This is a genomic window from Eikenella corrodens (assembly GCF_003990355.1).
GTDB lineage: Bacteria > Pseudomonadota > Gammaproteobacteria > Burkholderiales > Neisseriaceae > Eikenella > Eikenella corrodens_B.
In genome coordinates this window covers 1,826,992-1,853,815 of sequence record NZ_CP034670.1, presented here as the reverse complement: position 1 = coordinate 1,853,815, position 26,824 = coordinate 1,826,992, and the positions used below count along the sequence as shown (strand labels likewise).

The window sequence follows — 26,824 nt, the reverse complement described above, 5'->3', positions numbered from 1 at the left end:
AAGCGGCGATACGGCAAAAGGCTACCTGAAAGCGGACTCTGCGGTTTTTGCGGAGCTGGGTATTTCAGGTAGCCTTTCTTTATTTGCGTTAAATTCGGGTTTAGAACAAACGTTGGCGGCGGCTGCTGATTTCAAAGCCGTGGCCTCGGCTGTTGGAGCAGGTCATGCCGGTGGTTTTGCTGGTGCATTGCCAGCCGTTGCCGCGCAGGGTTTGTCCGTAGGGCAGCACGCGGTGTTCGTCGTTGAAGATGGTGTCGCCGGCGCATACGATTTGGGCACCGTTGCGGGAAAGGCTGAAGCGGCCGCCCCAATCAAGCTCGCAATCGCGCGGTTTGGGGCGGATGGGGCGGGCAGGCCCGCGGATTTCGCACTCTACTGCGCCGGGGGCGTCGCCGGGCATGCAGTGAACATTGCCGCTGGGGCTGCGGAAGCCTTCGGCTTGGGCAAAGCCGGCAGCAAGCAGAAGGGCTGCGGCGGCAAAGGGTAGGGTGCGCATGGATTGCTCCTGATAAGTTATCAAATGAAAGGAGCGGTAATTCTATCCCAAGGTTTGTTTGGGTGGAAGCGGGTATGGCTGGGGAAGCTTGGTTTCAGATAGCCTTCGGTGCGGCCAAAGGCTACCTGAAAATTTACAGCACGGCCTGCGGATAGGCGCCGATGATTTTGACGAAGGCGGCGCGTTCGGCGAGGGCCTCAAGGGCGGGCTGGATTTGGGGGCTGTCGGCGTGGCCTTCGATGTCGATGAAGAAGACGTAGTCCCACAGGCCGGCGCGGCTGGGGCGGCTTTCGAGCTTGGTCATGGAGATGCCGTGCTCGGAGAAGGGTTGGAGCAGGCGGTGCACGGTGCCGGGGCGGTTGGGGGCGGAAACGATGAGGGAGGTTTTGTCGCGGCCGGATGGCTGGGTGCGGTTGTGGCCGAAGATGAGGAAACGGGTGGTGTTGTTGGGCTCGTCTTCGATGTTGGCGGCGAGTTTGGCCAGATGGTAATGCTCGGCGGCGGCCTGGCCGGCAATGGCGGCGGCTTGCGGCTCGGCGGCGGCGAGGCGGGCGGCTTCGGCGTTGCTGGCCACGGAAATGCGAGTGGCATGGGGCAGGTGGCGGTTGAGCCACTCGTGACATTGAGCCAACGCTTGGGCGTGGGCATACACTTTTTCCGGCTGCTCACTACCGCTGGGCTGCTGCAATAAATGATGCTGGATGCGCAGGAGCACTTCGCCGCAGGCACGCAGGGGGGTGGAAACCATGAGATCGAGGGTACGGCCGACCGGGCCTTCGGTGGAATTTTCCACTGGGGCGACGGCATAATCGGCCTGGCGGGCTTCCACCAGGCGGAAGCATTCGTCGATGGAGGGGCAGGGCCGGGTGTGGGCGGCGTGGCCGAAGTGCTTCACGGCGGCTTGCTGGGTAAAGGTGGCTTCGGGGCCGAGGTAGGCGATGGTGAGCGGGCGTTCTACGGCGAGGCATTCGCTCATGATTTCGCGGAACAGGCGGGCGACGGCTTCGTCGGGCAGGAGGCCGGCGGCGGTTTGGTTCAGGCTTTGAATGCGCTGCAACACTTGGGCTTCGCGCTCGGGGCGGTAGACGATGCCGGTGCCTTTGAGCTCGCCGATGGCGCGGGCGTGGGCGGCGCGTTGGTTGAGCAGGCTGAGGATTTCGGCGTCGATGGCGTCGATGGCCTGGCGGTGGGGGGCGAGGGATTGGTCTGGCATGGCGCGGCCTTTTTTCGGGTTGGGGATAGGCTGATTGTATAGCAGATTGGCGTCTTGTTGATACCAGTTGGGCCAAGGCCGCAGCGGAAGTGAAGTGAGCTTGTTATAGCGCAGAAAAACGGGGTGTTGGTGTGGGGCTGAATGTTTTCAGGTAGCCTTTAAGCGGGCGGGAGGCTACCTGAAAAGCGTTACGGGAAAAGTTGGGCAAAGGCTGCCTAAGGCTAGGGTAAAACGTTTATAATCCCGCGTTTTCAGGTAGCCTTTGTTGCCAGAGGTTACCGCTTCAACCTAAAGATTAAAGAAATTCAACTGAAACATGGACAAACTGAAAATTACCGGCAACGGCCCGTTGCACGGCGAAATTGTGATTTCCGGCGCGAAAAACGCCGCCCTGCCGCTGATGTGCGCCGGGCTTTTAACTGAAGATATTTTGCATTTGACCAACGTGCCGATGCTGGCCGACGTGAAAACCACGCACAAACTCCTGCAAGGCATGGGCGCGGAAGTGGAAAGCGACGGCGTGAGCGAATTCAAAATCAACGGCGGCACGGTAAACAACACTTGCGCGCCGTATGAATTGGTGAAAACCATGCGCGCTTCCATTTTGGTGCTCGGCCCCACGCTGGCGCGTTTCGGCGAGGCGGAGGTGAGCCTGCCCGGCGGCTGTGCCATCGGCTCGCGGCCGGTGGATCAGCACTTGAAAGGGCTGGAAACCATGGGCGCGGAAATCGTGATCGAACACGGTTATGTGAAGGCGCGCGGCAAGCTCAAAGGTGCGCGCGTGGTGATGGACATGGTGACCGTGGGCGGCACGGAAAACCTGCTGATGGCGGCCACGCTGGCAGAAGGCACCACCGTGCTGGAAAACTGCGCGGTGGAGCCGGAAGTGGTGGACTTGGCCGAATGCCTGGTGAAGATGGGCGCGAAAATCAGCGGCATCGGCACGCCTTCCATGACCATCGAAGGCGTGGAAAAGCTGCACGGCTGTACCCACAGCGTGGTGCCCGACCGCATCGAGGCCGGCACTTTCCTCTGTGCCGTGGCCATGGCCGGCGGGCAGGTGCGCCTGCAAAATGCCGCGCCCAAGACCATGGAGGCGGTGTTGGACAAGCTGGTGGAAGCCGGGGCGGAAATCCAAACCGGCGAAAACTGGATTGAAATCAAAATGACGCAGCGCCCGAAAGCTGTAGACGTGCGCACCGTGCCGCATCCGGGTTTTCCCACCGATATGCAGGCGCAGTTTATGGCGATGAACGCGGTGGCCGAGGGCAGCAGCCGGGTGGTGGAAACCATTTTTGAAAACCGCTTCATGCACGTGCCCGAGCTCAACCGCATGGGCGCGCAAATCAGCGCCGAGGGCAATACCGCGCTGGTAAAAGGTGTGGAGAGGCTTTCCGGCGCCACCGTGATGGCCACCGACCTGCGCGCTTCGGCCAGCCTGGTGATTGCCGGCCTGGTGGCCGACGGCGACACCATCGTGGAGCGCATCTACCACTTGGATCGCGGCTACGAGCATATCGAAGAGAAGCTGAGCAAAGTGGGCGCGAAAATCGAACGGTTGAAACAGTAGGCAGTTCGAAAGCAAAGGCTACCTGAAAAACCAACCGTAGGGTTTTCAGGTAGCCCCTCAAGCATCAGGAAGCAAAAACAGCCCGATATTCGGGCTGTTTTCCAATATTTGTTGGTTCTGATTAACGGCAGGACAAGCCCAAGATGGTGGGCGGGTTGCCGTTGGACAGTTTGATGCGGCAAGTGGTGCCGGAAGTGCCGGATACCACGGCATAGCGTGCGCCGCCTTCGCTGCGGGTGCTGATATTCATCGGCTCTTTCACGCCCATGGATTTGGACGTTTGCGCCAGATTTTGTACCAATTCGGGCGGCAGGCCGGAAGAGTCGTTGCCGATTTTTACACCGTCGGCCCATGCGGACGCAATCGGCAGCAAGGCCAGCATCAGAATAGTTAATTTGCGTTGCATAGTTAGGTTCTCCTGTGAAAAATGGCTACCGTTGCCGATAGCTGTGGGAACACTCTACTATATCGGTGCAAGGTTTGACAACGATTATGCCGCTTTTTACCTACGGCAGTGTCGGTAAGTGTCGCATTTTGTGGGCGAGCACTCTAGTAGCGTTAAACAAATTTCTTTATAAATCAGTATATTATTAGGATTATTTACTGCCTGACGTGAAGCAGGCGATAGCCAAGTGCCTACTGCCGATTAAATATTTTCAATGAATTCGCATATATGAATCCAAACATTTCCTCTCAGCTGCCTGCCTACCGGCCGCCGTTTTGGCTGCGCGGCGGGCATTTGCAAAGCATTTGGCCGAAGCTGGTGCGCATTGGCAGCCCGGCCTACCGGCGCGAGCTTTTGCCCGACAGCTTGGGCGCTACCGAAGTGGCCTACGATTTCGTAGATGGCAAACGCTCCGATACCCCGCTATTGATGCTATTTCACGGGCTGGAAGGCAGCAGCGCCAGCCATTATGCCCGCGCCCTGATGTTTGCCGCGCAACGGCACGGCTGGCACGGTGTGGTGGCGCATTTCCGTAGCTGCGGCGAAGTGGAAAACCGCGCACCCGTGTTTTACCACTCCGGCGACAGCGCCGAAGTCGCGCACATGTTGCAATTAATGCACTCGCGCTATCCGCGCATCTGCGCTGTCGGTATTTCCTTGGGTGGCAACGCATTGGCCAAATACCTGGCCGAGCAGGGCAACCGTGCCATTCCGCAGGCTGCTGCCGTGGTGAGCGCGCCGTTGGATTTAACCGCCGCCTCTCATCGGCTGGAACAGGGCTTGAGCAAAATGCTGTATGCACCTTATTTCCTGCGTTCGCTGTTGCCCAAAGCCGCTGCTTGCGCCGCCCGTTTTCCGCAGATTGACGCCGCTGCCGTGCAAGCCGCCGCCAACCTCACCGATTTCGACAACGCCTTCACCGCCCCCGTGCACGGCTTTGCCGATGCCGCTGATTACTACCGCCGCGCCAGCGCCAAACCCCTGCTGCACCAAATCGCCGTGCCCACCCTGATTTTGAACGCACTCAACGACCCCTTCATCCCCGCCGAATCGCTGCCGCAGGCAGGCGACGTGTCGCCAAGCGTTACTTTGTTGCAGCCCGAATACGGCGGCCACGCCGGCTTTCCCGGCACGGCTGATTTGGATTGGCTGCCGGATACCGTGTTGCGCTATTTCGACGGCGTGGCAGCACAGGCTACCTGAAAAATACGGGCAGATTTTTCAGGTAGCCTGTAATAATAAACTGCCAAAATCGGCCAACCGACGCCGCCGAAAGAGCGTATAATGCCTGCCGTTTGAATTTTCCAACCATGAAGAGAGGCTGCCATGACTATCCGCTACAAGCGTGTTTTATTGAAACTTTCCGGCGAAGCATTGATGGGTAACGATGCCTTCGGCATCAACCGCACCACGATTATGGGCATTGTCGGGCAGATTGTGGAAATCGCCAAAATGGGCGTGGAAGTGGGTGTGGTGGTTGGCGGCGGCAACTTGTTCCGCGGCGTGGCTGCGCAGGCCAGCGATATGGATCGCGCCACTGCCGACTACATGGGCATGCTCGCCACGGTAATGAACGCCCTGGCCTTGAAAGATGCGTTTGAAAGCCTCGGCCAGCCCGCGCGCGTGCAATCGGCGCTTTCCATGCAGCAGATTGCCGAAACCTATGCCCGCCCCAAAGCCATTCAATATTTGGAAGAAGGCAAAGTGGTGATTTTCGCCGCCGGCACCGGCAACCCCTTCTTCACCACCGACACCGCCGCCGCGCTGCGCGGTGCGGAAATGAACTGCGACATCATGCTCAAGGCCACCAATGTGGACGGCGTGTACACCGCCGACCCGAAAAAAGACGCTTCGGCCACGCGCTATCAAGACATCACGTTTGACGAAGCCATCGTGAAAAACCTGAAAGTGATGGATGCCACCGCCTTGGCGCTGTGCCGCGAGCGCAAACTGAATATCGTGGTATTCGGCATCGCCAAAGAAGGCGCGCTCAAACGGGTGGTGCTGGGCGAAGACGAAGGCACTTTGGTGCATATTTGATTGAATTGGCAAGATTGCAGGCCGCTTCCCAATGGGAGGCGGCCTGATGTTTTGGGTTTCAGGTAGCCTGCTGCAGGGGGGGGAGAGGCTACCTGAAAAACACCAATATATAGTGAATTAACAAAAACCAGTACAGCGTTGCCTCGCCTTGCCGTACTATCTGTACTGTCTGCGGCTCGTCGTCTTGTCCTGATTTTTGTTAACTCACTATAAAATCCGCCCAACCCAAGGTTGGCTTCCGCAGAAGCTCAGCCTCCTTTGGCCATCTTGTTCCGGCCAACTTTTCATGCCGCAAAAAAACGCCCGTTGCCATAACGGGCGTTGGTATGCTGGGCAAGCCTGCTTATTTTTGCAGCAACACGCGCAGCATCCAGGCGGTTTTTTCGTGGGTTTGCATGCGGGTGGTGAGCAGGTCGGCAGTGGGTTCGTCGTTGGCTTCGTCCACAGCGGGGAACAGCTCGCGGCAGGTGCGGATCACGGTTTCCTGGCCTTCCACCAGCTCGCGGATCATGGCCGGGGCATCGTTGCTGCTTTGGCCGTCGGGAATGGAAGTGAGCTTGGCGAATTCGCCGTAGGAACCTGGCGCTTTGAAGCCCAGTGCGCGGATGCGTTCGGCAATTTCGTCCACGGCCAGCGCCAGTTCGTTGTATTGCTCTTCAAACATGGTGTGCAGGCTGTGGAACATCGGGCCTTCCACGTTCCAGTGGTAGTTGTGGGTTTTCAGATAGAGGGTGTAGGTGTCGGCCAGCACTTTAGACAGGCCTTGGGCGATGGTTTGACGTTGGGTTTCGTTGATGCCGATGTTGATGCTCATGATGGCTCCTTATTCAACAGGGTTGGGAAAAAGAATTATTGTTTGATTGGCAGCCATTGTAGTGCTGATTGTTTTATTTTTCCAATTGAAAATTGCTTTTCGATTGATTTTTTATTTTAATATCCAAAAAAGGCTACCTGAAAGATTTCAGGTAGCCTTTATTATGTTTGATATGTTTGAAAGATTGGCTATACAAGGTGAGCGTGGGCATTCGCTGCTGCTCTAGCGCAGCACTTCCTGTTGCCGTAACGTGTGTACTGTCTGCGGCTCGCCGCCTTGTCCTGATTTTTGTTAATCCACTATATATAGTGAGGCTAGGGAATATGGCATAATTTGCTGCGGTGGAATTTAGCAAATGCCGGCTTGATAGGAAAGTGGTTGGCGCGGCTTGAAGGCTACCTGAAAACTTAGTGAGCTGAAGATAGGATATGGGAAATCGGCATAATCATGGCGCGGCTTCTTGGCTGCTGCGCGGGCTGGGACGGCTGTTGTATGGCGGTTTGGTGTTGCTGCTGTGGGCGGGGTTTGCCCGCTTGGGCGGCGAGGCATTAAGCCGGATGCAGATACGGCATTATCAGGCCGGGGAGCAGGCGGATGCGCGGTTTATGGTGGCGGTGCGCACGGAAGAGGGATGGCCGGGCTCGGTAACTTTGAGGCAGTGGCGGCAGGCGCGACATAAGTGGCCGCTGCTGACCGAAGCGGGCGAATCGCCGCATTGCTTGGAGGATATAGACAACTGCACGCGGCTGGAAATCGGCGCAGACGGCGTATACCGCGTGCAGGCAGGCGTGCCGTTTGTGCCGTGGCTGTATAGCGAATATCGGGTTACGCCGCAGGGCGAGGTCGTGCCGCTGTCTTTCCGCGACGGTTCGTTTATCTACAACTTTGAGGCGTTTGCACTGTTTCCCGTGTTGTGGTTCGGCATCGTGCGCCCGTGGTGGAAACGGCGGCGCGCCCGACAGCCGGAAAACCTTGCCGCAGCGGGCAAAGCAAGGTAGTATCCCGCCCGTTATGCACTATTGCCGTGGCAGCCGGTAGGCTACCTGAAAATATCTCAATTAAGGAAACCCTATGATCAAAGAAATCCAAACCTCAGCCGAAACCAAGATGCAGCGTTCGGTGGAAGTACTGCGCGAAAATTTAGCCAAAGTGCGCACCGGCCGCGCCCACACCGGCCTGCTTGACCAGGTGGAAGTGGAATACTACGGCAGCATGGTGCCGGTGAGCCAGGTGGCCAACGTAACCTTGCTCGACGCGCGCACCATCAGCGTGAAGCCCTATGAGGGCAATATGGCCGCTGCCGTGGAAAAAGCCATCCGCGATTCCAACCTCGGCCTGAACCCTGCTTCTATGGGCGACCTCATCCGCGTGCCGATGCCGATGCTTACCGAAGAGCGCCGCAAAGACCTGATTAAAGTAGTGCGCGGCGAAGCCGAAGACGGCCGCGTGTCTATCCGCAATGTGCGCCGGGATGCCAACGACCACATCAAAAAATTGCTGAAAGACAAAGAAGTGTCGGAAGACGATGCCCGCCGCGGCGAAGAGCAGATCCAGAAGCTCACCGACAAATACATCGCCGAAGTAGATAAACTGCTGGAGCATAAAGAAGAAGATTTGATGGTGGTGTAAACCATCCGAGCGATACGGCGGCACGGGCTGATATATTTGCCCGTGCCGCCTCAGGCTACCTGAAACCCGCCCAGCCCGAGGAAAAGCATATGAGCAGCAGCACCCAAACCATCCCCGAACGCACCAATATCCCGCGCCATGTCTGCGTGATTATGGACGGCAACGGCCGCTGGGCGAAAAAACGCCTGCTGCCGCGCGTGATGGGGCACAAACGCGGCCTCACCGCCCTGGAAAACCTAGCCGCCCGCTGCGCCGAGCTCGGCGTGGAATACCTCACCGTATTCGCTTTTTCCACCGAAAACTGGCGCCGACCCGAAGACGAAGTTTCCTTTTTGATGAAGCTGTTTTTGCAGGCGCTGGGCGGAAAAGTGGCCAAAATGCACCAGAACAACCTGCGGCTCAAAGTAATCGGCAACCGCAGCCGCTTCCCCGCCGCGATTGTGGAAGGCATCGAAGCCGCCGAACGGCTCACCGCCAACAACACCGGCCTCACGCTCACCGTGGCTGCCGACTACGGCGGCCGCTGGGATATCCTGCAAGCTGCCAACCGGCTGATTGCCGAAGGCAAAAGCGAAATCACCGAAGACGACCTCTCCCGGCGCCTTTCCTTGGCCGAAGCCCCCGAGCCCGACCTGTTTATCCGCACCGGCGGCGAAACCCGCATCAGCAACTTCATGCTCTGGCAAATGGCCTATGCCGAGTTTTATTTCACCGACGCGCTGTGGCCGGATTTCGACGCTGCCGAGTTCGACCGCGCCATTTCTTCCTTCCGCGTGCGCGAACGCCGTTTCGGCCGCACCAGCGAACAGCTGCCGCCGGAACAGCAGCGCGGTTGAGTAGTTGGTTTTCAATCGGGTAGGGAGGCGATGGGCAGATGCCTGTTGCCGCTTTGTTTTAGCACTATAGTGAATGAACAAAAACCAGTACGGCGTTGTCTCGCCTTGCCGTATTATTTGTACTGTCTGCGGCTCGCCGCCTTGTCCTGATTTTTGTTAATCCACTATACAACCCATGCCCATTCTATGAATCACAGTGAACTTTCCATTCATATCGAAAACTTCCATCAGTCATTCGCCAACCGCAATTTGGAAGACTATCTCCTGGCGCTCTATGCTCTGTTGCAAAGCCAACAGGATGCGGCTTTCACTCCTGCTCTCTGCCTCAGCCTGCTGCAAGAAGCCTTTACTGCCCCGCCCGCCCAGTTTAACGAGCAATGGCTGCTCATTCGCCAGATGCCTGATGAGCAGCTGAAAACCAGCGATCCGTGGCAATACGCCTGCGACGTGATTATTTTTCAGGTGGCTGAGTTGCATCGCATGCGTGGCCAAGAGCTGCAAAACGAATTGCGCCACTACGGCATCGTCTCCGAAACCGGCTACAGCTGGTACAACTTCGACCCGCTCACCCTTTTGGAATGCGGCGCGCATGGGCTGGAAGACAGTTTGGGGGAAGAAGCGGCTATAGCAGGGGATTGGTCGCTGTTGGGCGATTTGTTGGACTTAGGGCGTTATTACGAATAAGTAGCGCGAAAGGCTACCTGAAAATTTCAGGTAGCCTTTACTTTGGACAGCCAAAACCGTTTGCGCTAAAATGCCGCGTTTTCCGTTTTTCCCTGATTTGACTGAAAGAGATATAAATTATGAAAACCGCACAAGAATTGCGCGCCGGCAACGTATTCATGGTGGGCAGCGAGCCGATGGTGGTACAGAAAACCGAATACATCAAAGGCGGCCGCTCCTCTGCCAAAGTGAGCATGAAGCTGAAAAACCTGCTCACCGGCGCAAACAGCGAAACCATCGTGAAAGCCGATGACAAATTCGACGTTATCCAGCTCGACCGCAAACAATGCACCTACAGCTATTTTGCCGACCCGATGTATGTATTCATGGACGAAGAGTTCAACCAATACGAGGTTGAAGGCGAAAACATCGGCGACAACCTGAAATTCATCGTAGACGGCATGGAAGACGTGTGCGAAGTAACCTTCTACGAAGGCAACCCGATTTCCGTGGAGCTGCCCACCATCATCGTGCGCGAAGTGGAATACACCGAGCCCGCCGTTAAAGGCGACACTTCCGGCAAAGTGATGAAACCCGCACGCCTCGTGGGCGGTACCGAAATCCAAGTGATGGCCTACATTGAAAACGGCGACAAAGTGGAAATCGACTCCCGCACCGGCGAATTCCGCAAACGCGCCTAATTGCCGAATCTGGCCGGTATAGCTCAGTTGGTAGAGCAGCGCATTCGTAATGCGAAGGTCGGGGGTTCGACTCCCTTTACCGGCACCAATCCAAAGCCCCGCTTTTCGCGGGGCTTTTTGCTGTAGTTTTCAGGTAGGTAGCCTTCATCCGGCGATAGGGTTTAATCGTCGGGATCGAATTTGGAAGAGAGGATACGGCCGCTGCGGGCGTCCACAATCACTTCATAATCGCCGCGCCGGCCGTCTAAATCCACTTCATACACGCGGCGGCCGCGCCAGGTGGTGAGGTCCACGTCGGTTACGCGGGCGCGGGTGTGGCGGGCGGCGATATTGGCGGCGTGGCTGCTGGAAATATAGCCTGCCTGCCGATAGCGGCCGGGCTGGTGGCCGCGGCGTACCCGATACTCTTGCGAGTAGCGGTGGTAATGATCGTCGTCATCGTAATCGTCGTGGTCGGCCAGGGCGGGCAGGGAAACGGCCATGATGGCGGCGGCCAGCAACAGGAGGGAGGGTTTGCGTGCGGACATCGGCTTTCCTTTCATAGTTTGGAGATTGGGGAAAACAGAACAGGCTATAGTGAGTTAAATTTAAACCAGTACAGCGTTGGCTCGCCTTGCCGTAACGTGTGTACTGTCTGCGGCTCGCCGCCTTGTCCTGATTTTTGTTAATCCACTATACCTGAAAAATATGTCGGCAGTTCGAACGAAACTTAATATGTCCGTTGCCGTTCTGTTGAAGCGGGCATTTTGGCTTCTCAGAAATGTACTTCGTTTTAACTGCGTTGAAGCTTCGCTTTCAGGTAGTCTCTTTGCTTACTGGATGCGGGTAACGGATTTTACGTCTACTTCGGTGCGGCGCCATTCTTGGTCGATTTCGGCTTCGAGGCGCACTTTGTCGCGCGGGGTAATGTTCAGGCCGCGCCATACGTCGTCGTCGATTTCCACTTCGATGCGGCCGCTGGCATCGCGGAAGATGTAGTGTTCGCGGCGCACTTGGCGTTCGATGTAGCCTTCCAAGGTAACGTAGCTGTCGTCCGGCACGCTGCGCAGGGTGGAAACGCGGGTTACGGCATTTTGAGAGGCAGCCGCTTGGCCGTTTTCGGAGAAGCCGGCGGAAGCGGTGGCGGAGGCCAACAGGGCGGTGAGGAGCAGAGCGTTTTTCATGGTGTTTTCCTTTATTCAAGATGGTGGGTTAAACATGGCAGGCGGTGCTGCCTGAATCGATGGTTTGCATTATAGGCAGGCAGGTTTAGCGAAAAATTAGGGAAATCAAAAGAAATGTAAACGTATCGGCATGGCGGGTGTCGGCTTCCGCTTATGGCGAATCAACAACAGCCGCCACAAGGCGGCGGGCTGCAGGCGGTATAGGTCGGCAAGGCGGGCCAACGCCGTACTGATTTAAATTTAATCCACTATAGGTTAGGCCGAGAAGGCTGCTGAGTTTTTCGTAGCGGTGCGTGGTTTGGATGAGTTTGCTATTGGCTGGCTGAATGATAAAGGCTACCTGAAAATTGCTTGCCGGCATTTTCAGGTAGCCTTTTATGGTTTGGGCTGGCAGAACCTACCCGCCAAATTGGTTTAATAGTTCAGTCGTTGCAGGCGGGCGATGCGGTCGTCGAGAGTGGGGTGGGTGCTGAACAGGGAGCGCAGGGTGCTGTCGTTGATGCCCATGGCGGCCATTTGGGGCGGCAGGCTGCTTTGGCTGCCTTTGAGCCGTTGCAGGGCGCAGATCATTTTGGGCGCGCCCACCAGTTTGGCGGCGCCGGCATCGGCACGGTATTCGCGCTGGCGGCTGAACCACATCACGATGATGCCGGCCAGCCAGCCGAAGACCACTTGCAGCACGATGCTGACGATGGTTTGGATGGCGTTGCCGCCGCTGTCTTGCTGCCGGTTTTGGCGCAGGGAGGAGGCAATCAGGGAGGCGATGATTTGGGAGAAAAACAGCACGAAAGTGTTCACCACGCCTTGAATCAGGGTGAGCGTAACCATGTCGCCGTTGCCGACGTGCGCCATTTCGTGCGCAAGCACGGCTTCCACTTCGTCGCGGTTCATGACTTGCAAAAGGCCGGTGCTCACGGCAACCAGCGAGCTGTTGCGGCTGGCGCCGGTGGCGAAGGCGTTGGGCTCGGGCGACTCATAAACGGCCACTTCGGGGGTTTGCAGGTTCCATTGTTTGGTCTGGGCTTCCACCACGCGCACGAGCCAATCTTCGGTTTCGTTGCGCGGCTGGCGGATAACGTAGGCACCCACGGCCTGTTTGGCGCTGCTTTTCGACATGAGGAGGGCAATCAGCGAGCCGGAAAAGCCGGTGATGGCGGAGAGCAGCAGCAGGCCGGAGATGTCTTGCGGATTGAGCCCGAGCAGCCCGAACAGCAGGCGGGCGGCCAGGAGCACGGCCATATTGGTGAGGAGGAAGAGGATTATGCGCTTCACGGTATCGGTCTGGGTGGTTTGGTTTCAGGTAGCCTTCGGGCTTCTGCTTTTGTTTACTACTGGCCGCTGCGGCGTGGTGCTGCTGGGCCGCTTCGGCGGGAATGCTGTTGGGTGTGCTGTTGGATACGGAGGTTTCTTGGCGAAACTGGTTTATTGCTTTTATTCGGTAAAGTCGAGGTTTCAGGTAGCCTTTTATTGCCGCGGCAATCAGGCAATATATTGCCACAAAATCGCTGTTTTGAGGCTACCTGAAAATCAGTTTCTTGGTTTCTTATCGTTAAATCAACCGGCCATCAATCCAGCTGGGCAACGGTTTTGCCGATGCCGCGCAGTTGGGCAAGTTTTTGTTCCACAGTTTGCTGCTGGCGGCGGAATTCGGCCAGCTCGGCAGTGGTGAGCCGTTTTGCGGGCAGGGCGACACCGGCGGGGTTGACCGGCACGCCGTTGAGGCGCACTTCGTAGTGCAGGTGCGGGCCGGTGCTGCGGCCGGTGGTGCCGATGAAGCCGATGATGTCGCCGGCGCGCACGCGCTGGCCGGGGGCGGCGTTGGCGGAAAACGCGCTCATGTGGCCATAGAGCGTTTGCATGCTGTCGCTGTGGCGCAGGATCACGGTATTGCCGTAGCCGCCTTTGGGGCCGCGGAATTCCACGATGCCGTCGGATGGGGCGTGAATCGGTGTACCTGCGGGGGCGGCGTAGTCGATGCCGGTGTGCATGCGCAAATAGCCTAATATCGGGTGGACGCGCACGCCGAAGGGCGAGCTGATGCGGCTGCCCGGCACGGGCTGGGTTTCAAAACCTTTTTTCAGCGGCTGGCCGTGTTCGTCGTAGTAGCGGCCGTTGCCGTCTTCGCCGAAATAGTAGGCGCGGTAGAGCTTGCCTTGGTGGCTGATTTCTACGGCGAGGATGTCGCCCATGGAAATCTGTTGGCCGTGAAAGTAGTTTACCTGATAAAGGATGCGCACGGTATCGCCGGCTTCGAGTTTGTAGAGATCGAGCCGGTTGCTGAACAGTTCGCGCAGGGAATCACGGACTTCGGCAGGGATTTCGGCACGCGACATGGCACCGGCAGTGGTGCCGCTGGAGCGGATGATAACGGATTTGAGCGTGGGCAGGGTGGTGGTTTTCACATCGTCGGTTTTGGCCTGCCAGCGGTTGCCGGCATAGGCTAAATCAACCAGTTGGGTTTCGCCGTTGTCGTCGTCGTTGAAAAATTGTACCTGCACGGGGCGGCGCTGGGCATCGAGCCTGAGGCTGACGGTTTGGTCGGGGTGCAGGTGGGGCTGTTTGCCTTCTGAGGCGGTAGCTTGGGTGATGTCTTGAATTTGCGGGGCGGAAAGGTTGAAGCGTTCCAACACGTTGCGCAGGGAGTCGCCGGGCTGGATGACTTCATCGCTCCAATAGCCGGTGGCCGGGGTTTTGCCTTTGGCGTGTACGGCGGCGAGTTTTTCCACGATGCGTTTGCTCTGCATCGCGCCTTCCGGTTTGGCGGAAGCGGCAGCGATGATGGCAATTAAAATGAACACGCCCAGCAGCGTGGTAGCCGCAACAAGGGCGATGCGGGCACGGCGTGGCAGGCGGGAAAATAGGGCGGATGGGGACACGATTTGGCAGGATGCCGTTGCGGCAAACGGGTCTATCAGAAGCGCGCTATTTTAATGGATAGGCAGGGCAGGGCGGGTGCCGCTTTGCGGTTTTTTACTTGTTATTGAACTAGGGTGCGGCTGGAAACCGACACAGGAGCGGCAAACGGTTGGGTTTGGTTGGGGATTTTGGTTTCAGGTAGCCTGTTCTTTGCGTAAAGGCTACCTGAAAAAATGTTGCGAACGCTGGATAGCGGCGGAACATGGTATCGGCTTATATAGTGGATTAACAAAAATCAGGACAAGGCGGCGAGCCGCAGACAGTACACACGTTACGGCAAGGCGAGCCAACGCTGTACTGATTTAAATTTAATTCACTATACCTTTATTGAATAATTTTCAGGTAGCCTTCATCGTTTGTAAAAGGCTACCTGAAAAGCAAAACAACGCTTTGTGTATTAACTATCCTGCTGCTGATTGAGCCGGATAAATTCCGCCATGGTCATGTCGGCGGCGGTGATGGCGGGGGTCATGATTTGCTGCACGGTGCGGCCGATGGAGTCGTTGGTCTCGCTATGGCTGCCATACACGAACAGCTGGAATAAGTCGGCCACGCGGATGGCTTCGGGGCTGGTTTTCAGCATCCAGCCGTTGCGCAGGCTTTGCGCAATGTAGCCGCGCTGGGCGAGTTGTTCCAGCAGGTCGCCCAGTTCGTCGTAGCCCAGTTGGATGTGGCAGCGGAACTGTTGGGTTCTCAGGCTTTTGCCTTGGCTTTGTGCCTGGGCGAGCAGGGTGAGGATACCCAAGGCGTCGCGAAACCGCGTGCCGTGGCAGCCTTGGCGGCGGAAAGCGTCGCCTTCCCAATAGGAAAGCGAGGCGGCCAGGAGCGCGCCGCTGAGGATGACAACCCAGTTTAAGTTGAGCCACAGCAGAAACATCGGTGCGGCGGCAAAGGCGCCATACACCAACTGATAGTTGTTGAAGTTGGCCACATACACGCCGAAGCCGCGCCGCAACAGTTCGATAGATACGGCCGCCAGCGCGGCGCTGATTAGGGCGTGGCGGATGGGCACATAGCGGGCGGGCACGAGCTTGTAGAGCAGGCAGAGCATGCTCCAGGTGGCGGTGAGCGCCACGCCGAACTGCACGGCGGATGCGAGCAGCGGGTAGTGCAGGTAAAACAGGGTGCGCCGCAGAAATACGCCCCACAGCGAGAGCCCGAGCCCGACCAGCAGGGGGCCGATGCTCAGCAGCGCCCAATACACCAACACGCGGGTTACGATGCTGCGCGGGCGTTTCACCCGCCAGATTTGGTTGAATGTGCGCTCGATGGTGTGCACCAGCATCAGCGAGGTGATCATCATCATGGCGATGCCGATGGCGGTAAGGCGGCTGGCGTGGTCGCGGAATTGGAAAATGTAGTCGCTCACCGCCGCCACGCCCGCAGGCATCATGATTGCCGACACCATGTGTTGAAACTGGGCGGAAAAATCGGCAAACACGGGAAAGGCGGATACCACGACCACGACCACGGTAAACAGCGGCACCAAGGCCAAGAGTGTGGTAAACGTGAGGCTGGAGGCTACCTGCGGGATGTCCACCTCATTAAAGCGGTCATACAGAAAACGGGCAAACGCCAGCGTTCGCGAGCGGCGCAGGGGTTCGGGCAGGGAGAATTTGGGCAGTAGGCGCATGGTGTGCTGGGGCTGCCTGAAAATCAGAAGCGGTTTTCAGGTAGCCTGTGTATTTGGTTTAAATGATGCCGGCCGAATGTTTTAAAATAATGGCGTTGCGGGTCGGCCGGCCTGCTGCATTGTAAAATAATGTTATCGAAAAGACAAAACAGCCCTGCCCGGGCAGGGCGGGAGCGAGGTAAACCATGAACATCACCGTATTGGCCATGGGCAACAAAATGCCCGGTTGGGTGGACGAAGCCGTGAAGGAATACGCCAAACGTTTCAGCCGCGACATCAAATACACCTTGAAAGAAATCAAGCCGGAAAAGCGCGGCGCGGGCGTGAATGCGGCGCAGGGTATGGCGGCGGAAGAAAAACGCATCTTGGAAGCCATACCGGCCGATGCGTTTTTGGTGGTGCTAGACGAGCGCGGCGTTGCGCCCACTTCGCAGGAGCTGGCAGGTTACCTGAAAAAATGGCAGCAGAACGGGCAGCATGTTTGCATGGTCATCGGCGGGGCAGACGGGCTCACCGAGCGCATCAAACAACAAGCCGGCCTGATGCTGCGCCTCTCCAGCCTCACCCTGCCGCACGGCATGGTGCGCGTGTTGCTCACCGAGCAGCTGTATCGGGCGGTGTCGATTCTGCATAATCATCCGTACCACCGTGAATAATGGTTTGGCGAAAACCGCGCATAAAAAATCGCCCCGACAAAAGCGGGGCGCAAAAGGAACACAAACCACTACCAAAATTGGGCATCCCGCCCTCAGGCAGAATGTTGAGACTTGGCGGTTTGGCACAAGGCAGAGCAACCTTGCTTTGCCGAACGTGAATGCATCATACCGAAAAGCGGGCTAATTAGCAAATGATAATTATTTTTATTATATTAAAATGATGTAATATTTTGTTAATTTACGGATTGCGCTTGCTATAAATAAATATAAATCAATGCAATACAACTTAAAGCTATTTGCCGATAACGATATTGCCCCGTGCCGCAGGCTCACGCTAAATCAGCGCATCGTTGGCGCGACTGCCAATCCTGATTCAAAGTTCATCCGCTATGGGGTAAGATGCCGGCCGTTTGCCAACATTATAAAGCTCTGCTCTGATGAAACATTTGCGCCAAATCATTCTTGATACCGAAACCACCGGCTTCTACTACGACCGCGACGACCGCCTCATCGAATTTGCCGGCCTGGAAATGATCGACCGCCGCCTCACCGGCAACTATCTGCATTTATACGTCCACCCCGAACGCGACATTCCCGAAGAAGCCGCCAAAGTGCACGGCATCACGCTAGACCAGCTCGAAGGCAAGCCCAAGTTTGCTGAAATCGGGCAGCAGATTGCCGATTTCATTGCCGGTGCCGAGCTGGTTATCCACAACGCCCCGTTCGACGTGGGTTTTCTCAACGCTGAATTCCGCCGAGCCGGCCTGCCGAGCGTGGAGGAGCTGACTGCTAATGTGGTGGATACGCTGGTGATGGCGCGCGCCCTGTACCCCGGCCAGAAAAACTCGCTGGATGCCTTGTGTACCCGCCTCGAAGTGGACCGCAGCAAACGCGTATTCCACGGCGCATTAATCGACTGCGAATTGTTGAGCGAAGTCTATCTGGGCATGACCCGCTCGCAATTCAGCCTGGCCGACCAGTTTGCCGAAGAAGAAAGCGCCGAAGCCGATGCGCCCGCCGTGGTGATCGCGCCTACCGAACGCCCGGCGCAGCTGAAAGTGCTGGCTGCCAATGCCGAGGAAAACGCCGCCCACGAAGCCTATCTGGACGAACTGGACAAAAAAGCCGAAGGCGGCAGCATCTGGCGGAAAACGCCATGAGCCGCTATTTTGCCCTCGTGCCCGCTGCCGGCGTGGGCAGCCGCTTCGGCGCCGCACTGCCCAAACAATACGTGCAGATAGCCGGCCGCACCGTGCTGGAACACACACTGCGCCGCCTATTGGCCGAGCCGCAGATTGTTCAGGTAGCCGTAGTGTTGGCGCGGGATGATGCGTGGTTTGAACAGGAAGTGAGGCTACCTGAAAACTTGGCCGCCAAACTGCGAACGCTGTATTGCGGCGGCGAGAACCGTGCCGAAAGTGTGTTTAACGGGCTGAGTTCGCTGCTGAAACACGGCGTGATGCGGCCGGACGACAAAGTGCTGGTGCACGATGCCGCCCGCTGCTGTCTGCCGCGCGAAGCCTTGCAGCGGCTGTTGCAAGAAGCGGGGCAGCATCCGGTTGGCGGCATTTTGGCTTTGCCTGTGGCCGATACCCTCAAGCGCGGCAACGGCGAAAATCATATTGCCGAAACGGTGAGCCGAAGCGGTTTGTGGCAGGCACAAACCCCGCAGTTATTCTCCGCTGCCTTGCTGCAACGGGCGTTGGCTGATGCCAATCCGGCAGAGATTACCGACGAGGCCTCCGCCGTTGAGCGGCTGGGTTTGCAGCCCCTGCTGGTGCAGGGCGACAGCCGCAATTTGAAACTGACCTGGCCGGCAGACGAGAATATTGCACGGCTGCTGTTGCAGGATGAGGCTACCTGAAAAAATTCAGGTAGCCTGTTAAGTAGTAACGAATTTATCAAGCCAAACTTGCTGCTTAATAAGTACGCTAGAAGAAGATGATTATGACTAAAAGAATAATCTTTGCATGCGGCATATTGACTTTATTTTTATTTGTTTATTTACTTTTTGGCCATAAGGAAATAGATAAAACAAAGTTACAAGGCCTTCATGACGGGCATATCCAGCTTAATGAAATAACAAATTTCAAATGGGATTATGCTGATTTATATGTACATAATGTAGATTTTCAGAAAATAGTTTTCTATAAAAATAATCATGTTGTTTTTTCAGAAACGGTTCAGTTGGATAAATATGGCGATTTAGTATCTCAGTATTTGTTTACTGGTGAACGTGATGGCATGTTGTACTATAGATGTAGCTTTGAGAGCGGAAAACTGCAATTTGTTGTAAAAGAGAAATTGGAATTATCCGGTGGTTTTCTTTATTTTTATAAGCCGACTGATTGTGTTCCTAACCAAGTTAATCCATTAAAGTAGGCTGGTATGAGAACCTGTTTTATAAAAGGCTACCTGAAAAAATTCAGGTAGCCTTTACTGTGTTTGAGGCTACCTGAAAGTGCCATCTGGTTTTCAGGTAGCCTGAAAGAGCGGGCAAACTGCTGTTTGGGAGCGGTTTGCCCGTTGGTTTTGGCCGGATGGTTTAAGCGGCTTCCCCGGAAGTGACCGAATACGCTTTGCCCTCGTGCCCGTCTTCGCCGATGATTTGGCGCACGGCGGCGGCGAGGGCGGTGCGGGTCATGTATTGGCGGGGGATGGCGGGGAGCTGTTCGTGCAGCTGGTAGGCGGTGTCGTCGCCGTCGGCGAGGCCGCAGGGGCGCAGGATGGTCCAGGCGAGGGTGCTTTGGCGCAGGGCGTTTTCGGCTTCTGTTTTGGCGGCCACGGCTTCGCCCAGGGCTTGTTTGAACATATCGCTCATCAGGGGGTATTGTTCGCCGCAGCCCATGCTGGTGACGAGGATGAGGCGGACTTGGGGGGCGTGCTGTTCGAGGGCGCGGATGATGTGGAGGTTGCCGGTGGCGTCGCTGCGGGTGCCTTGTTCGTTTTTGCCGCCGACAAAGCTGACGACGGTGTCGGGCCGGTATTGCTGCACGGCTTGGGCGACGGCTTCTGCGTCAAGTGCGTCGGCAACGGTGGTGCGGATGTGGTGGTCGGCGAAAAATTCGTCTGCTTGTTGCTCCGGCAGCCTTAATGCGGCGACGGCGGTTTCGCGTTCGAGGGGGCTTAATTGGTGGATGAGTTGGCGGCCGCTGGGGCCGTTGGCGCCGAATATCATCAGCATGGGGGTGCTCCTGTTGGGGGGTAAATGGGTGCAGGCTGCTTTTAGGGTTTCAGGTAGCCTTTAAATGGTGTTTCGGGGTTCGGTTTTAAACGGGGTTGCGGTTGCGCGGTTTTGCCCTCTCCCTAACCCTCTCCCGCGGGAGAGGGGATTGGGTGGTTATTTTTCCGCCGCTGGTGTGCCCCGAAGCCATATTCGTTAAAAGTGCAGGCTGCTTTCAGGTAGCCTTAAATGCTTGGCGCGGGTTTAGGCGAACAGGGCGCGCATGGCTTGGATTTGGTTTTGTTTGAGTTCGCCGGCTTCGTCGCGGCCGACGAAGATTTTGAACATGGCGCCGCCGTTGCGGTTCACGAAGTTGAGCGACACGGTGTCTTTGCCCATGAAGGGGCGTTCGATCAGGTAGACGGCGGCGCAGTTTTCGTAGTAGATGTGGCCGTGGATGCCGCCTTCTTCGGCGTGCTCGAAGTTGTAGAAGCCGCGGCCGACTTTGCCGTTGGGGATTTTGCCGGTCACTTCGGCGATCACGTCGGGGGTGTGGGCGATGAAGGTGACGGCTTCGTTCCAGCCGGCCAGCGCCTGCATGATTTCGACAAAGCGGCTGCCTTCGGTTTTTTTGATGAGTTGGGCGGGCAGGCAGTTAATCACGTCTTCAAAGCTGCATTGGTGTTGCCCTGCAAGCATTTCGAGGATTTGGCCGGGGTTTTCGGCCAGTGAGTTGCGCAATACGGTTTGTTGTTCGCTGGAGAGTTTTTGCATCGTGTTTTCCTTTTCATCAGTTGGGAGGGACATCATGAGTTTGCGGGTGAGGGTGGGCGACCAATAACGGCCGCTGGTGTTGAGGATGGCTTGGCCGTCCTCGTGAATGGTTAGCAGATCGGCTTGCTGCCATTGGCGCAGCAGGGTTTGCGCTTCGGCGTTGTCGGCAAACAGGGCGGTGTCGATGCGGCCGAGTTCGATGTCGTGCTGCACTTGGCCGAGCAGGGCTTTGTGTCGGCCGTGGCGGCTCATGAAGGAGAGGGCTTTTTGGCCTTTTGGATTTTTCAGGTAGCCTTCTAAATCGCTCTGCACTTGGTAGCTGAAGCCGCCGAAGTTGCCGCCTGCGCCGGAACCGAAGGCGAGGCAGGGCATATTGGATTTGACGAGGGTGTTGTAGCGGTTGCGCTCGCCGCGGCCGGGGTAGGCGAAATGGTTGTTGCTGACTTGCTGCCAGCCGAGCCGTGTGAGTTCGCGCACGGCGTAGGCGTAGTGTTGGGATTGCACGTCGAAGCCGAGCGGCGGCGGGAATGCGCCTTTTTCAATCATGCGGTTGATGGGCAGGAAGGGGTAGCAGTTGAAGGCGTAGGTGTCGAGGCCGGACAGGGGCAGGCTTGCGGCGCGTTCGATGTCGTGCGCCCAAACGTCGTCGGTTTGGCCGGGCAGGCCGAAAATCAGGTCGACCACAATCACGGCATCGAGGCCGCACAGCTCTTTCAGGTAGCCGTAGGCTTCTTCGCCGCTGTGTTTGCGCCCGAGGCGGCGGCGGATGGCGGTGTTGAAGGTTTGGATGCCGATGGAAATGCGGTTCACGCCCGCATCAACGGCGGCGCGGGCTTTGTCGAACCCGAAATGGCTCATGCGACCTTCGAGGGTGAATTCGCAGTCGTCGGCCAGCGGCAGGTATTGGTAGCAGGCGCGGATGAGGCGCACCAGGTCGGGCGTATCCAGCGCGGTGGGCGTGCCGCCGCCGAAATACACGGCTTGGATTTTGCCGTTGCCGGTGCGTTGTTCGGCTTCGGCGGCCAGCTCTTCGATGACTTTGTCCACATACGCGCCGCCTTGTTCTTCTTTCCAGGCGTTGCGGTAGAAGCCGCAGAACACACAGTGGTTGGCGCAGAAGGGGATGTGGAGGTAGGCCAGGCCGTTTTCATCGAGCGAATGGGCGATTTGGCTTTGCCACAGTTTCTGCCATTGCGGCATCGGCACGGGCACGCCGCCCCAAATCGGCATCAACGCCTGTCTTTCGGGAAAGGCTTGCGGCGCGGCTTCTTTCGATGGCCAGCGGATGGTTTGGATGGTGGATGGGGAGGCGGTGGCAGGCATAGGGTTTATGGTTAGATGCTAAACAAAATAAGAATTAATTTTACTACACGGAAGGGTGTTGCTGAAATAGCAGAGTAGGGGTGTTTTGCGTGGCTTTGTTTTAGCAGTTTATTTTTATGAGCTTTTTATGAATAAAGGCTACCTGAAAAAGCCACGATGGTGGTTTCAGGTAGCCTTTGTTATGCTGGGTGGAATTGCTAAAGCTTAATTTTACTTTACGCTGACTTACAAAAAAATAGGCAGCCGGTGTACACCGGTCTGCCCATGTTTTGCTGCCGGCGGCTATTTTTCTTCCCGCAGTTCGCGGCGCAGGATTTTGCCCACGTTGGATTTGGGCAGCTCGTCGCGGAACTGGATGTCTTTCGGCACTTTATAGGCGGTGAGCTGGGTGCGGCAGAAGGCGATGAGTTCTTCGCGGGTGAGCGCGGGGTCTTTTTTCACCACAAACAGGCGCAGGGCTTCACCGGTTTTGTTGCTGGGCACGCCGATGCAGGCAGCTTCCAGCACCATCGGGTGTTTCGTTACCACGTCTTCTATTTCGTTCGGATAAACATTGAAGCCGGACACCACAATCATGTCTTTTTTGCGATCCACCAGCTTGATGAAGCCTTTTTCGTCCATTTTCACCATATCGCCGGTGGCGAGGAAGCCGCGATCATCCATCGCGGCGGCGGTTTCTTCGGGGTGCCGCCAATAGCCCTGCATGATTTGCGGCCCTTTGACGCACAATTCGCCGATTTCGCCCGGCGGCACTTCGTTGCCTGCGTCATCGCGAATTTCCACTTCGGTATTGGAAATCGGCAGGCCGATGGTGCCGTTGTAATCGCTGATGTTCAGCGGGTTGGCGCACACGCCGGGGCTGGCTTCGGTGAGGCCGTACACTTCCACAATCGGCTGGCCGGTGAGCGCTTTCCATTGTTTGGCCACGTTTTCCTGCACCGCCATGCCGCCGCCCAGGCACAGCTTCCAGCTGGAGAAGTCTATGCTTTGGAAGTCGGGGTGGTTGATCAGGGCGTTGAACAGGGTGTTGACGGCGGGCAGCACGCTCACGCGGTATTTTTTCAGCTCCCTGATGAAAAATTTAATATCGCGCGGGTTGGTGATGAGCAGGTTTTGCGCACCGATGCGGGTGAAGATCATCAGGTTTACCGTGAGCGCGAACACGTGGTACATCGGCAGCGCGGTTACCACCAATTCGCCTTCGATGGTGAGGTTGGACTGAATCCACTCTTCGGCCTGCAGCATATTGGCGCAGATGTTGCCGTGCGTGAGCATCGCGCCTTTGGATACGCCGGTGGTGCCGCCGGTGTATTGCAGGAAGGCGGTGTCTTCCAGCGTAACCGGTACGGGGCGGAAGGCGTGCGCCGCGCCTTGTTTGAGCGCGTGGTTGAAGCGCACGAAATGGGGCAGTTCATAAGGCGGCACCATTTTTTTCACATGGCGCACAATCAGGTTCATCAGGCCGCCTTTGAAGAAGCCGAGCAAATCGCCCACCGAGGCGAGGATGATGTGTTTCACATCGGTTTCGGCCACCACTTCGGCCAGCGTGTGGGCAAAGTTTTCCAACACCAGAATGGTGGTGGCGCCGCTGTCTTTCAGCTGGTGTTGCAATTCGCGCGGGGTGTAGAGCGGGTTGACGTTCACCACGATGCCGCCGGCCTGCAAAATGCCGAATACGGCCACGGGGTATTGCAACAGATTGGGCAGCATCACGGCCACGCGCGCGCCTTTTTCCAGCTTGAGCACGTTTTGCAGATAGGAGGCGAACTGCTCGGCCAGGCGCGCGGTTTGGGCATAGGTTTGCACTTTGCCGAAGTTGGTGAAGCCGGAACGCTTGCCGTAGAGGTAGGCGGTTTCGCGGAATACTTCGCAGATTGAGCCGTAGCGGCGCACGTCGATTTCGGGGCGTACGCCTTCCTGATAGCTTTGCAGCCAGATTTTTTCCAATTTGGTCTCCTGATAGGGGCTACCTGAAAATTCAGTTTTGCAGCAATTTGCTTCGTTGCGTTTTCAGGTAGCCTTTAAGGTTTGTGTTGCCGGGTTTTATATTTGGTTTAAAGGGGTTAAACGCCTGCGCCGGCTTGGTCGATGATGCCGCCGCCCAGGCAGACGTCGCCATCATACAGCACGGCGGATTGGCCGGGGGTAACCGCCCATTGCGGCGCGTCGAATACCAGCTCGGCGGAATCGTCGCCCAAATAGCGCAGTTGGCAGGGCGCATCGGCCATGCGGTAGCGGGTTTTGCAGGTGTAGCGGCCTTCGGGCGGGCGGCTGCCGTGTGCTTCGCCGGGGTTTTCAGGTAGCGTCCAGCTTAATTGGCTCATGGTGAGGCTACCTGAAAATAATAGCGGGTGTTGGTGGCCTTGCACCACGATTAGGCGGTTGGCGGCCAAATCTTTGCCCGCCACGAACCACGGCTCGCCTGCGCCGCCGATGCCCAAGCCTTTGCGCTGGCCGAGGGTGTAGAACATCAGGCCGACGTGTTTGCCCACGACTTGGCCTTCGGGCGTAACCATATCGCCTTCGCGGGTGGGCAGGTATTTTTGCAGAAACTCGCGGAAGGGGCGCTCGCCGATGAAGCAGATGCCGGTGCTGTCTTTTTTGGCGGCGGTGGGCAGGCCGGCTTCGGCGGCGATGCGGCGCACTTCGGGTTTTTCCAAGTGGCCGAGCGGGAAGAGGGCGCGTTCGAGCTGGAAGGGCTGGAGGCGGTAGAGGAAGTAGCTTTGGTCTTTGTTGGCATCCAGGCCTTTGAGCAGATAATGCTTGCCGTTGCGCACTTCTTTGCGGGCGTAGTGGCCGGTGGCAATGGCTTCGGCGCCTTGTCCGACGGCGTAATCCAAAAAGCATTTGAATTTGATTTCGGCGTTGCATAGCACGTCGGGGTTGGGGGTGCGGCCTGCTTGGTATTCCTGCAGGAAGTAGGCGAATACTTTGTCTTTGTATTGGGCGGCGAAATTGACGATGTCGATGTCGATGCCGATGATGTCGGCCACGGCGATGGCGTCGAAGGAATCCTGCTTGATGCTGCAGTATTCGTCGTTGTCGTCGTCTTCCCAGTTTTGCATGAACACGCCGCGCACTTGCTGCCCCTGCTGCTTGAGCAGGTGGGCGGTTACGGAGGAATCGACACCGCCGGACAGGCCGACGATGATGTTTTGCGGGGTAGGCATAATGTTTGGTTTCTAGGTGGGGCTACCTGAAAGTTTTCAGGTAGCCTTTTAATTTAAGACTGGCCTTGCCGTTTTTTCACGCTCACTTGGCGTTTTTTGGTTTTGGCTTTGCTGCGGGCTTTTTCATCGCGTTTGGCGATGCGGTTGCTCAAGGTGGTGCGGCGCAGGGGTTTGTTTTTGGTTTTTTCCGCCGTGTCTTCGTAGGGGTTGTCGGAAATATTGTATTGGATGCGCAGCGGCGTGCCTTGCAAGTTGAAGGCTTTGCGGAAGGTTTGCGTGAGGTAGCGGGTGTAGCTGTCGGCCACGTGTTGCAGCGAATTGCCGTGAATCACGATTACGGGCGGGTTCATGCCGCCTTGGTGGGCATAGCGCATTTTGGGGCGCACCAGCCCTGCGCGGGCGGGTTGCTGGCGTTCGATGGCCGATTGCAGCACGCGGGTGATTTTGGGCGTGGGCATTTTGATGAAGGCCGCGTCGTAGGCCGATTGGATGCTGGCAAACAGGCCGTCGATGCCGCGCTCTTTCAGGGCGGAAATGAAGTGGAATTTGGCGAAATCGAGGAAGTGTAGCTTGCGATCGATGTCTTTTTTAATCGCGTTGCGCCGCTCTTCGGAAATGCCGTCCCATTTGTTTACCGCCACCACCAGTGCGCGCCCGGCTTCCAGCGCAAAGCCTGCGATGGTCGCGTCTTGGTCGGCAATGTCTTGCTGTGCGTCCAGCACCAATACGGCCACGTTGGAGGCTTCTACCGCTTGCATGGCTTTGATGACGGAGAATTTCTCTACTGCTTCTTCCACCTTGCCGCGGCGGCGCACACCGGCAGTGTCGATGATGGTGAAGGGTTTGCCATCGCGCTCGAAATCGATGTGGATGCTGTCGCGCGTGGTGCCCGCCATGTCGAAGGCAATCACGCGCTCTTCGCCCAAAATGGCGTTCACCAGCGTGGATTTACCCACGTTCGGGCGGCCGATAACGGCGAACACGGGATGTTTGTTTTCCGGTTGCTCTTCTTCTGCTTCGGGGAAATTTTCCAGCACTTCTTCCATCAGATAATACACGCCGTCGCCGTGCGCGCCGGAAATCACGTGCGGTTCGCCCAAGGCCAGTTCGTAAAATTCGGCGGCCAACACGTCGCGGCGGCCGCCCTCGCCTTTGTTCACGGCCAGATACACGGGGCGCGGCGATTGGCGCAGGCGGTCGGCGATGATTTTGTCCTGCGGCGTTAAGCCCGTGCGCACGTCCACCAGGAAAATCACGGCATCGGCTTCGTCTATCGCCTGCAAGGTTTGGCGCGCCATTTCGTGCAAAATGCCGCTGTCCACCACAGGCTCAAAGCCGCCGGTGTCGACCACCAGATAGGGCTTGCTGCCGACTTTGCCGTGGCCGTAGTGGCGGTCGCGCGTGAGGCCGGGCAGGTCGTGCACCAGCGCGTCTTTAGTGCGCGTGAGGCGGTTGAACAGGGTGGATTTGCCCACATTGGGGCGGCCGACTAGGGCAATGGTGGGTTTCATGATGTTGGTCTTTCTGTATCAGGCTGCCTGAGCCGGGCAGCGAGCAGGTGCGCGGGGCACGGAAGGGTTGGTGTGGCTTCGTTGGAAGCGGGTTTTCAGGTAGCCTTC

At 57.1% G+C, this 26,824-nt stretch carries 26 protein-coding genes and 1 tRNA gene; 13 read left to right on the top strand and 14 right to left on the bottom strand.

Annotated elements, in window-relative coordinates:
* Positions 1-100: 100 nt before the first annotated feature.
* Together ELB75_RS09345 and pheA are read right to left on the bottom strand one after the other, a co-directional pair.
* On the bottom strand, positions 101-496 hold the full coding sequence (locus tag ELB75_RS09345) for a DUF6636 domain-containing protein (protein ID WP_126983684.1): 396 nt from the start codon (positions 494-496) through the stop codon (positions 101-103).
* Positions 497-629: 133 nt separating this feature from the next.
* Entirely contained in the window at positions 630-1,709 is a 1,080-nt protein-coding gene (pheA, locus tag ELB75_RS09340; RefSeq protein ID WP_126983683.1) for a prephenate dehydratase, read from the bottom strand.
* 316 nt (positions 1,710-2,025) lie between these two features.
* Between pheA and murA the strand changes: the two genes are divergently transcribed.
* Positions 2,026-3,279, top strand: coding sequence for a UDP-N-acetylglucosamine 1-carboxyvinyltransferase (gene murA, locus ELB75_RS09335; protein ID WP_126983682.1), 1,254 nt, complete (start codon positions 2,026-2,028; stop codon positions 3,277-3,279).
* 121 nt (positions 3,280-3,400) lie between these two features.
* On the opposite strand, the gene ELB75_RS09330 is transcribed toward murA, so the two are convergent.
* The gene (locus ELB75_RS09330; protein ID WP_067530476.1) at positions 3,401-3,685 is read right to left on the bottom strand and encodes a hypothetical protein; all 285 of its coding nucleotides are present in this window, start codon (positions 3,683-3,685) and stop codon (positions 3,401-3,403) included.
* A 267-nt stretch (positions 3,686-3,952) separates the two neighbouring features.
* On the opposite strand from ELB75_RS09330, the gene ELB75_RS09325 reads away from it, so the two are divergent.
* Entirely contained in the window at positions 3,953-4,927 is a 975-nt protein-coding gene (locus ELB75_RS09325; RefSeq protein WP_126983681.1) for a YheT family hydrolase, read from the top strand.
* Positions 4,928-5,050: 123 nt separating this feature from the next.
* Positions 5,051-5,764 (top strand): UMP kinase, encoded by a 714-nt coding sequence (gene pyrH, locus ELB75_RS09320; RefSeq protein WP_003823146.1) that lies wholly within the window; start codon positions 5,051-5,053, stop codon positions 5,762-5,764.
* A gap of 343 nt (positions 5,765-6,107) precedes the next feature.
* Here the strand turns inward: pyrH and ELB75_RS09315 are convergent, their stop codons facing one another.
* Positions 6,108-6,578, bottom strand: coding sequence for a Dps family protein (locus ELB75_RS09315; RefSeq protein ID WP_126983680.1), 471 nt, complete (start codon positions 6,576-6,578; stop codon positions 6,108-6,110).
* A 428-nt stretch (positions 6,579-7,006) separates the two neighbouring features.
* On the opposite strand from ELB75_RS09315, the gene ELB75_RS09305 reads away from it, so the two are divergent.
* From ELB75_RS09305 to ELB75_RS09280, 6 genes are all read left to right on the top strand, one after another.
* Entirely contained in the window at positions 7,007-7,576 is a 570-nt protein-coding gene (locus ELB75_RS09305; RefSeq protein ID WP_126983678.1) for a hypothetical protein, read from the top strand.
* A gap of 73 nt (positions 7,577-7,649) precedes the next feature.
* Positions 7,650-8,207: a ribosome recycling factor gene (gene frr, locus ELB75_RS09300; protein WP_003823140.1), complete on the top strand. Its 558-nt coding sequence runs from the start codon at positions 7,650-7,652 to the stop codon at positions 8,205-8,207.
* Between the two features lie 89 nt (positions 8,208-8,296).
* Positions 8,297-9,043, top strand: coding sequence for an undecaprenyl pyrophosphate synthase (uppS, locus tag ELB75_RS09295; RefSeq protein ID WP_126983677.1), 747 nt, complete (start codon positions 8,297-8,299; stop codon positions 9,041-9,043).
* Between the two features lie 186 nt (positions 9,044-9,229).
* Positions 9,230-9,727, top strand: coding sequence for a hypothetical protein (locus ELB75_RS09290; RefSeq protein ID WP_126983676.1), 498 nt, complete (start codon positions 9,230-9,232; stop codon positions 9,725-9,727).
* 119 nt (positions 9,728-9,846) lie between these two features.
* Entirely contained in the window at positions 9,847-10,407 is a 561-nt protein-coding gene (efp, locus tag ELB75_RS09285; protein ID WP_003823135.1) for an elongation factor P, read from the top strand.
* A gap of 12 nt (positions 10,408-10,419) precedes the next feature.
* A tRNA-Thr gene (locus ELB75_RS09280) sits at positions 10,420-10,495 on the top strand.
* Positions 10,496-10,568: 73 nt separating this feature from the next.
* Here the strand turns inward: ELB75_RS09280 and ELB75_RS09275 are convergent.
* From ELB75_RS09275 to ELB75_RS09245, 5 genes are all read right to left on the bottom strand, one after another.
* The gene (locus ELB75_RS09275; protein ID WP_164726866.1) at positions 10,569-10,934 is read right to left on the bottom strand and encodes a PepSY domain-containing protein; all 366 of its coding nucleotides are present in this window, start codon (positions 10,932-10,934) and stop codon (positions 10,569-10,571) included.
* A 285-nt stretch (positions 10,935-11,219) separates the two neighbouring features.
* Positions 11,220-11,570: a YgiW/YdeI family stress tolerance OB fold protein gene (locus tag ELB75_RS09270; protein WP_126983674.1), complete on the bottom strand. Its 351-nt coding sequence runs from the start codon at positions 11,568-11,570 to the stop codon at positions 11,220-11,222.
* A 414-nt stretch (positions 11,571-11,984) separates the two neighbouring features.
* Positions 11,985-12,842 (bottom strand): protease HtpX, encoded by an 858-nt coding sequence (htpX, locus tag ELB75_RS09265; protein WP_126983673.1) that lies wholly within the window; start codon positions 12,840-12,842, stop codon positions 11,985-11,987.
* 293 nt (positions 12,843-13,135) lie between these two features.
* Positions 13,136-14,446, bottom strand: coding sequence for a M23 family metallopeptidase (locus tag ELB75_RS09260; protein ID WP_126983672.1), 1,311 nt, complete (start codon positions 14,444-14,446; stop codon positions 13,136-13,138).
* Between the two features lie 437 nt (positions 14,447-14,883).
* Positions 14,884-16,119: a YihY family inner membrane protein gene (locus ELB75_RS09245; protein WP_126983671.1), complete on the bottom strand. Its 1,236-nt coding sequence runs from the start codon at positions 16,117-16,119 to the stop codon at positions 14,884-14,886.
* Between the two features lie 185 nt (positions 16,120-16,304).
* Between ELB75_RS09245 and rlmH the strand changes: the two genes are divergently transcribed.
* From rlmH to ELB75_RS09225, 4 genes are all read left to right on the top strand, one after another.
* On the top strand, positions 16,305-16,775 hold the full coding sequence (rlmH, locus tag ELB75_RS09240) for a 23S rRNA (pseudouridine(1915)-N(3))-methyltransferase RlmH (protein ID WP_126983670.1): 471 nt from the start codon (positions 16,305-16,307) through the stop codon (positions 16,773-16,775).
* A gap of 437 nt (positions 16,776-17,212) precedes the next feature.
* A complete protein-coding gene (dnaQ, locus tag ELB75_RS09235) occupies positions 17,213-17,935 on the top strand; it encodes a DNA polymerase III subunit epsilon (protein WP_126983669.1) in 723 nt (240 codons plus the stop codon).
* Positions 17,932-18,639, top strand: a complete 708-nt coding sequence (ispD, locus tag ELB75_RS09230) for a 2-C-methyl-D-erythritol 4-phosphate cytidylyltransferase (RefSeq protein WP_126983668.1) — start codon at positions 17,932-17,934, stop codon at positions 18,637-18,639. Before dnaQ ends, ispD begins: the two co-directional genes overlap by 4 nt.
* An 83-nt stretch (positions 18,640-18,722) precedes the next feature.
* The gene (locus tag ELB75_RS09225) at positions 18,723-19,157 is read left to right on the top strand and encodes a hypothetical protein (RefSeq protein ID WP_126983667.1); all 435 of its coding nucleotides are present in this window, start codon (positions 18,723-18,725) and stop codon (positions 19,155-19,157) included.
* A 163-nt stretch (positions 19,158-19,320) separates the two neighbouring features.
* Here ELB75_RS09225 and ELB75_RS09220 read toward each other — a convergent pair whose 3' ends face one another.
* The 5 genes from ELB75_RS09220 to der form a co-directional block, all read right to left on the bottom strand.
* Positions 19,321-19,959, bottom strand: a complete 639-nt coding sequence (locus tag ELB75_RS09220; protein WP_126983666.1) for an NAD(P)-dependent oxidoreductase — start codon at positions 19,957-19,959, stop codon at positions 19,321-19,323.
* Between the two features lie 243 nt (positions 19,960-20,202).
* Positions 20,203-22,035 (bottom strand): heme anaerobic degradation radical SAM methyltransferase ChuW/HutW, encoded by a 1,833-nt coding sequence (hutW, locus tag ELB75_RS09215; RefSeq protein WP_126983665.1) that lies wholly within the window; start codon positions 22,033-22,035, stop codon positions 20,203-20,205.
* Positions 22,036-22,317: 282 nt separating this feature from the next.
* A complete protein-coding gene (locus tag ELB75_RS09210) occupies positions 22,318-23,982 on the bottom strand; it encodes an AMP-binding protein (RefSeq protein ID WP_126983664.1) in 1,665 nt (554 codons plus the stop codon).
* A 116-nt stretch (positions 23,983-24,098) separates the two neighbouring features.
* On the bottom strand, positions 24,099-25,205 hold the full coding sequence (gene mnmA / locus ELB75_RS09205; RefSeq protein ID WP_126983663.1) for a tRNA 2-thiouridine(34) synthase MnmA: 1,107 nt from the start codon (positions 25,203-25,205) through the stop codon (positions 24,099-24,101).
* 53 nt (positions 25,206-25,258) lie between these two features.
* A complete protein-coding gene (gene der, locus ELB75_RS09200; protein ID WP_126983662.1) occupies positions 25,259-26,716 on the bottom strand; it encodes a ribosome biogenesis GTPase Der in 1,458 nt (485 codons plus the stop codon).
* Between the last annotated feature and the right edge of the window lie 108 nt (positions 26,717-26,824).

Coding starts and splice junctions, on each gene's coding strand:
- ELB75_RS09270 (WP_126983674.1), bottom strand. CDS start 11,570: ATGAAAAACGCTCTGCTCCTCACCGCCCTGTTGGCCTCCGCCACCGCT.
- rlmH (WP_126983670.1), top strand. CDS start 16,305: ATGAACATCACCGTATTGGCCATGGGCAACAAAATGCCCGGTTGGGTG.
- ELB75_RS09330 (WP_067530476.1), bottom strand. CDS start 3,685: ATGCAACGCAAATTAACTATTCTGATGCTGGCCTTGCTGCCGATTGCG.
- ELB75_RS09220 (WP_126983666.1), bottom strand. CDS start 19,959: ATGCTGATGATATTCGGCGCCAACGGCCCCAGCGGCCGCCAACTCATC.
- ELB75_RS09325 (WP_126983681.1), top strand. CDS start 3,953: ATGAATCCAAACATTTCCTCTCAGCTGCCTGCCTACCGGCCGCCGTTT.
- frr (WP_003823140.1), top strand. CDS start 7,650: ATGATCAAAGAAATCCAAACCTCAGCCGAAACCAAGATGCAGCGTTCG.
- der (WP_126983662.1), bottom strand. CDS start 26,716: ATGAAACCCACCATTGCCCTAGTCGGCCGCCCCAATGTGGGCAAATCC.
- uppS (WP_126983677.1), top strand. CDS start 8,297: ATGAGCAGCAGCACCCAAACCATCCCCGAACGCACCAATATCCCGCGC.
- ELB75_RS09345 (WP_126983684.1), bottom strand. CDS start 496: ATGCGCACCCTACCCTTTGCCGCCGCAGCCCTTCTGCTTGCTGCCGGC.
- dnaQ (WP_126983669.1), top strand. CDS start 17,213: ATGAAACATTTGCGCCAAATCATTCTTGATACCGAAACCACCGGCTTC.
- mnmA (WP_126983663.1), bottom strand. CDS start 25,205: ATGCCTACCCCGCAAAACATCATCGTCGGCCTGTCCGGCGGTGTCGAT.
- hutW (WP_126983665.1), bottom strand. CDS start 22,035: ATGCCTGCCACCGCCTCCCCATCCACCATCCAAACCATCCGCTGGCCA.
- ispD (WP_126983668.1), top strand. CDS start 17,932: ATGAGCCGCTATTTTGCCCTCGTGCCCGCTGCCGGCGTGGGCAGCCGC.
- ELB75_RS09290 (WP_126983676.1), top strand. CDS start 9,230: ATGAATCACAGTGAACTTTCCATTCATATCGAAAACTTCCATCAGTCA.
- pheA (WP_126983683.1), bottom strand. CDS start 1,709: ATGCCAGACCAATCCCTCGCCCCCCACCGCCAGGCCATCGACGCCATC.
- efp (WP_003823135.1), top strand. CDS start 9,847: ATGAAAACCGCACAAGAATTGCGCGCCGGCAACGTATTCATGGTGGGC.
- ELB75_RS09275 (WP_164726866.1), bottom strand. CDS start 10,934: ATGTCCGCACGCAAACCCTCCCTCCTGTTGCTGGCCGCCGCCATCATG.
- ELB75_RS09225 (WP_126983667.1), top strand. CDS start 18,723: ATGACTAAAAGAATAATCTTTGCATGCGGCATATTGACTTTATTTTTA.
- murA (WP_126983682.1), top strand. CDS start 2,026: ATGGACAAACTGAAAATTACCGGCAACGGCCCGTTGCACGGCGAAATT.
- ELB75_RS09315 (WP_126983680.1), bottom strand. CDS start 6,578: ATGAGCATCAACATCGGCATCAACGAAACCCAACGTCAAACCATCGCC.
- ELB75_RS09245 (WP_126983671.1), bottom strand. CDS start 16,119: ATGCGCCTACTGCCCAAATTCTCCCTGCCCGAACCCCTGCGCCGCTCG.
- pyrH (WP_003823146.1), top strand. CDS start 5,051: ATGACTATCCGCTACAAGCGTGTTTTATTGAAACTTTCCGGCGAAGCA.
- ELB75_RS09305 (WP_126983678.1), top strand. CDS start 7,007: ATGGGAAATCGGCATAATCATGGCGCGGCTTCTTGGCTGCTGCGCGGG.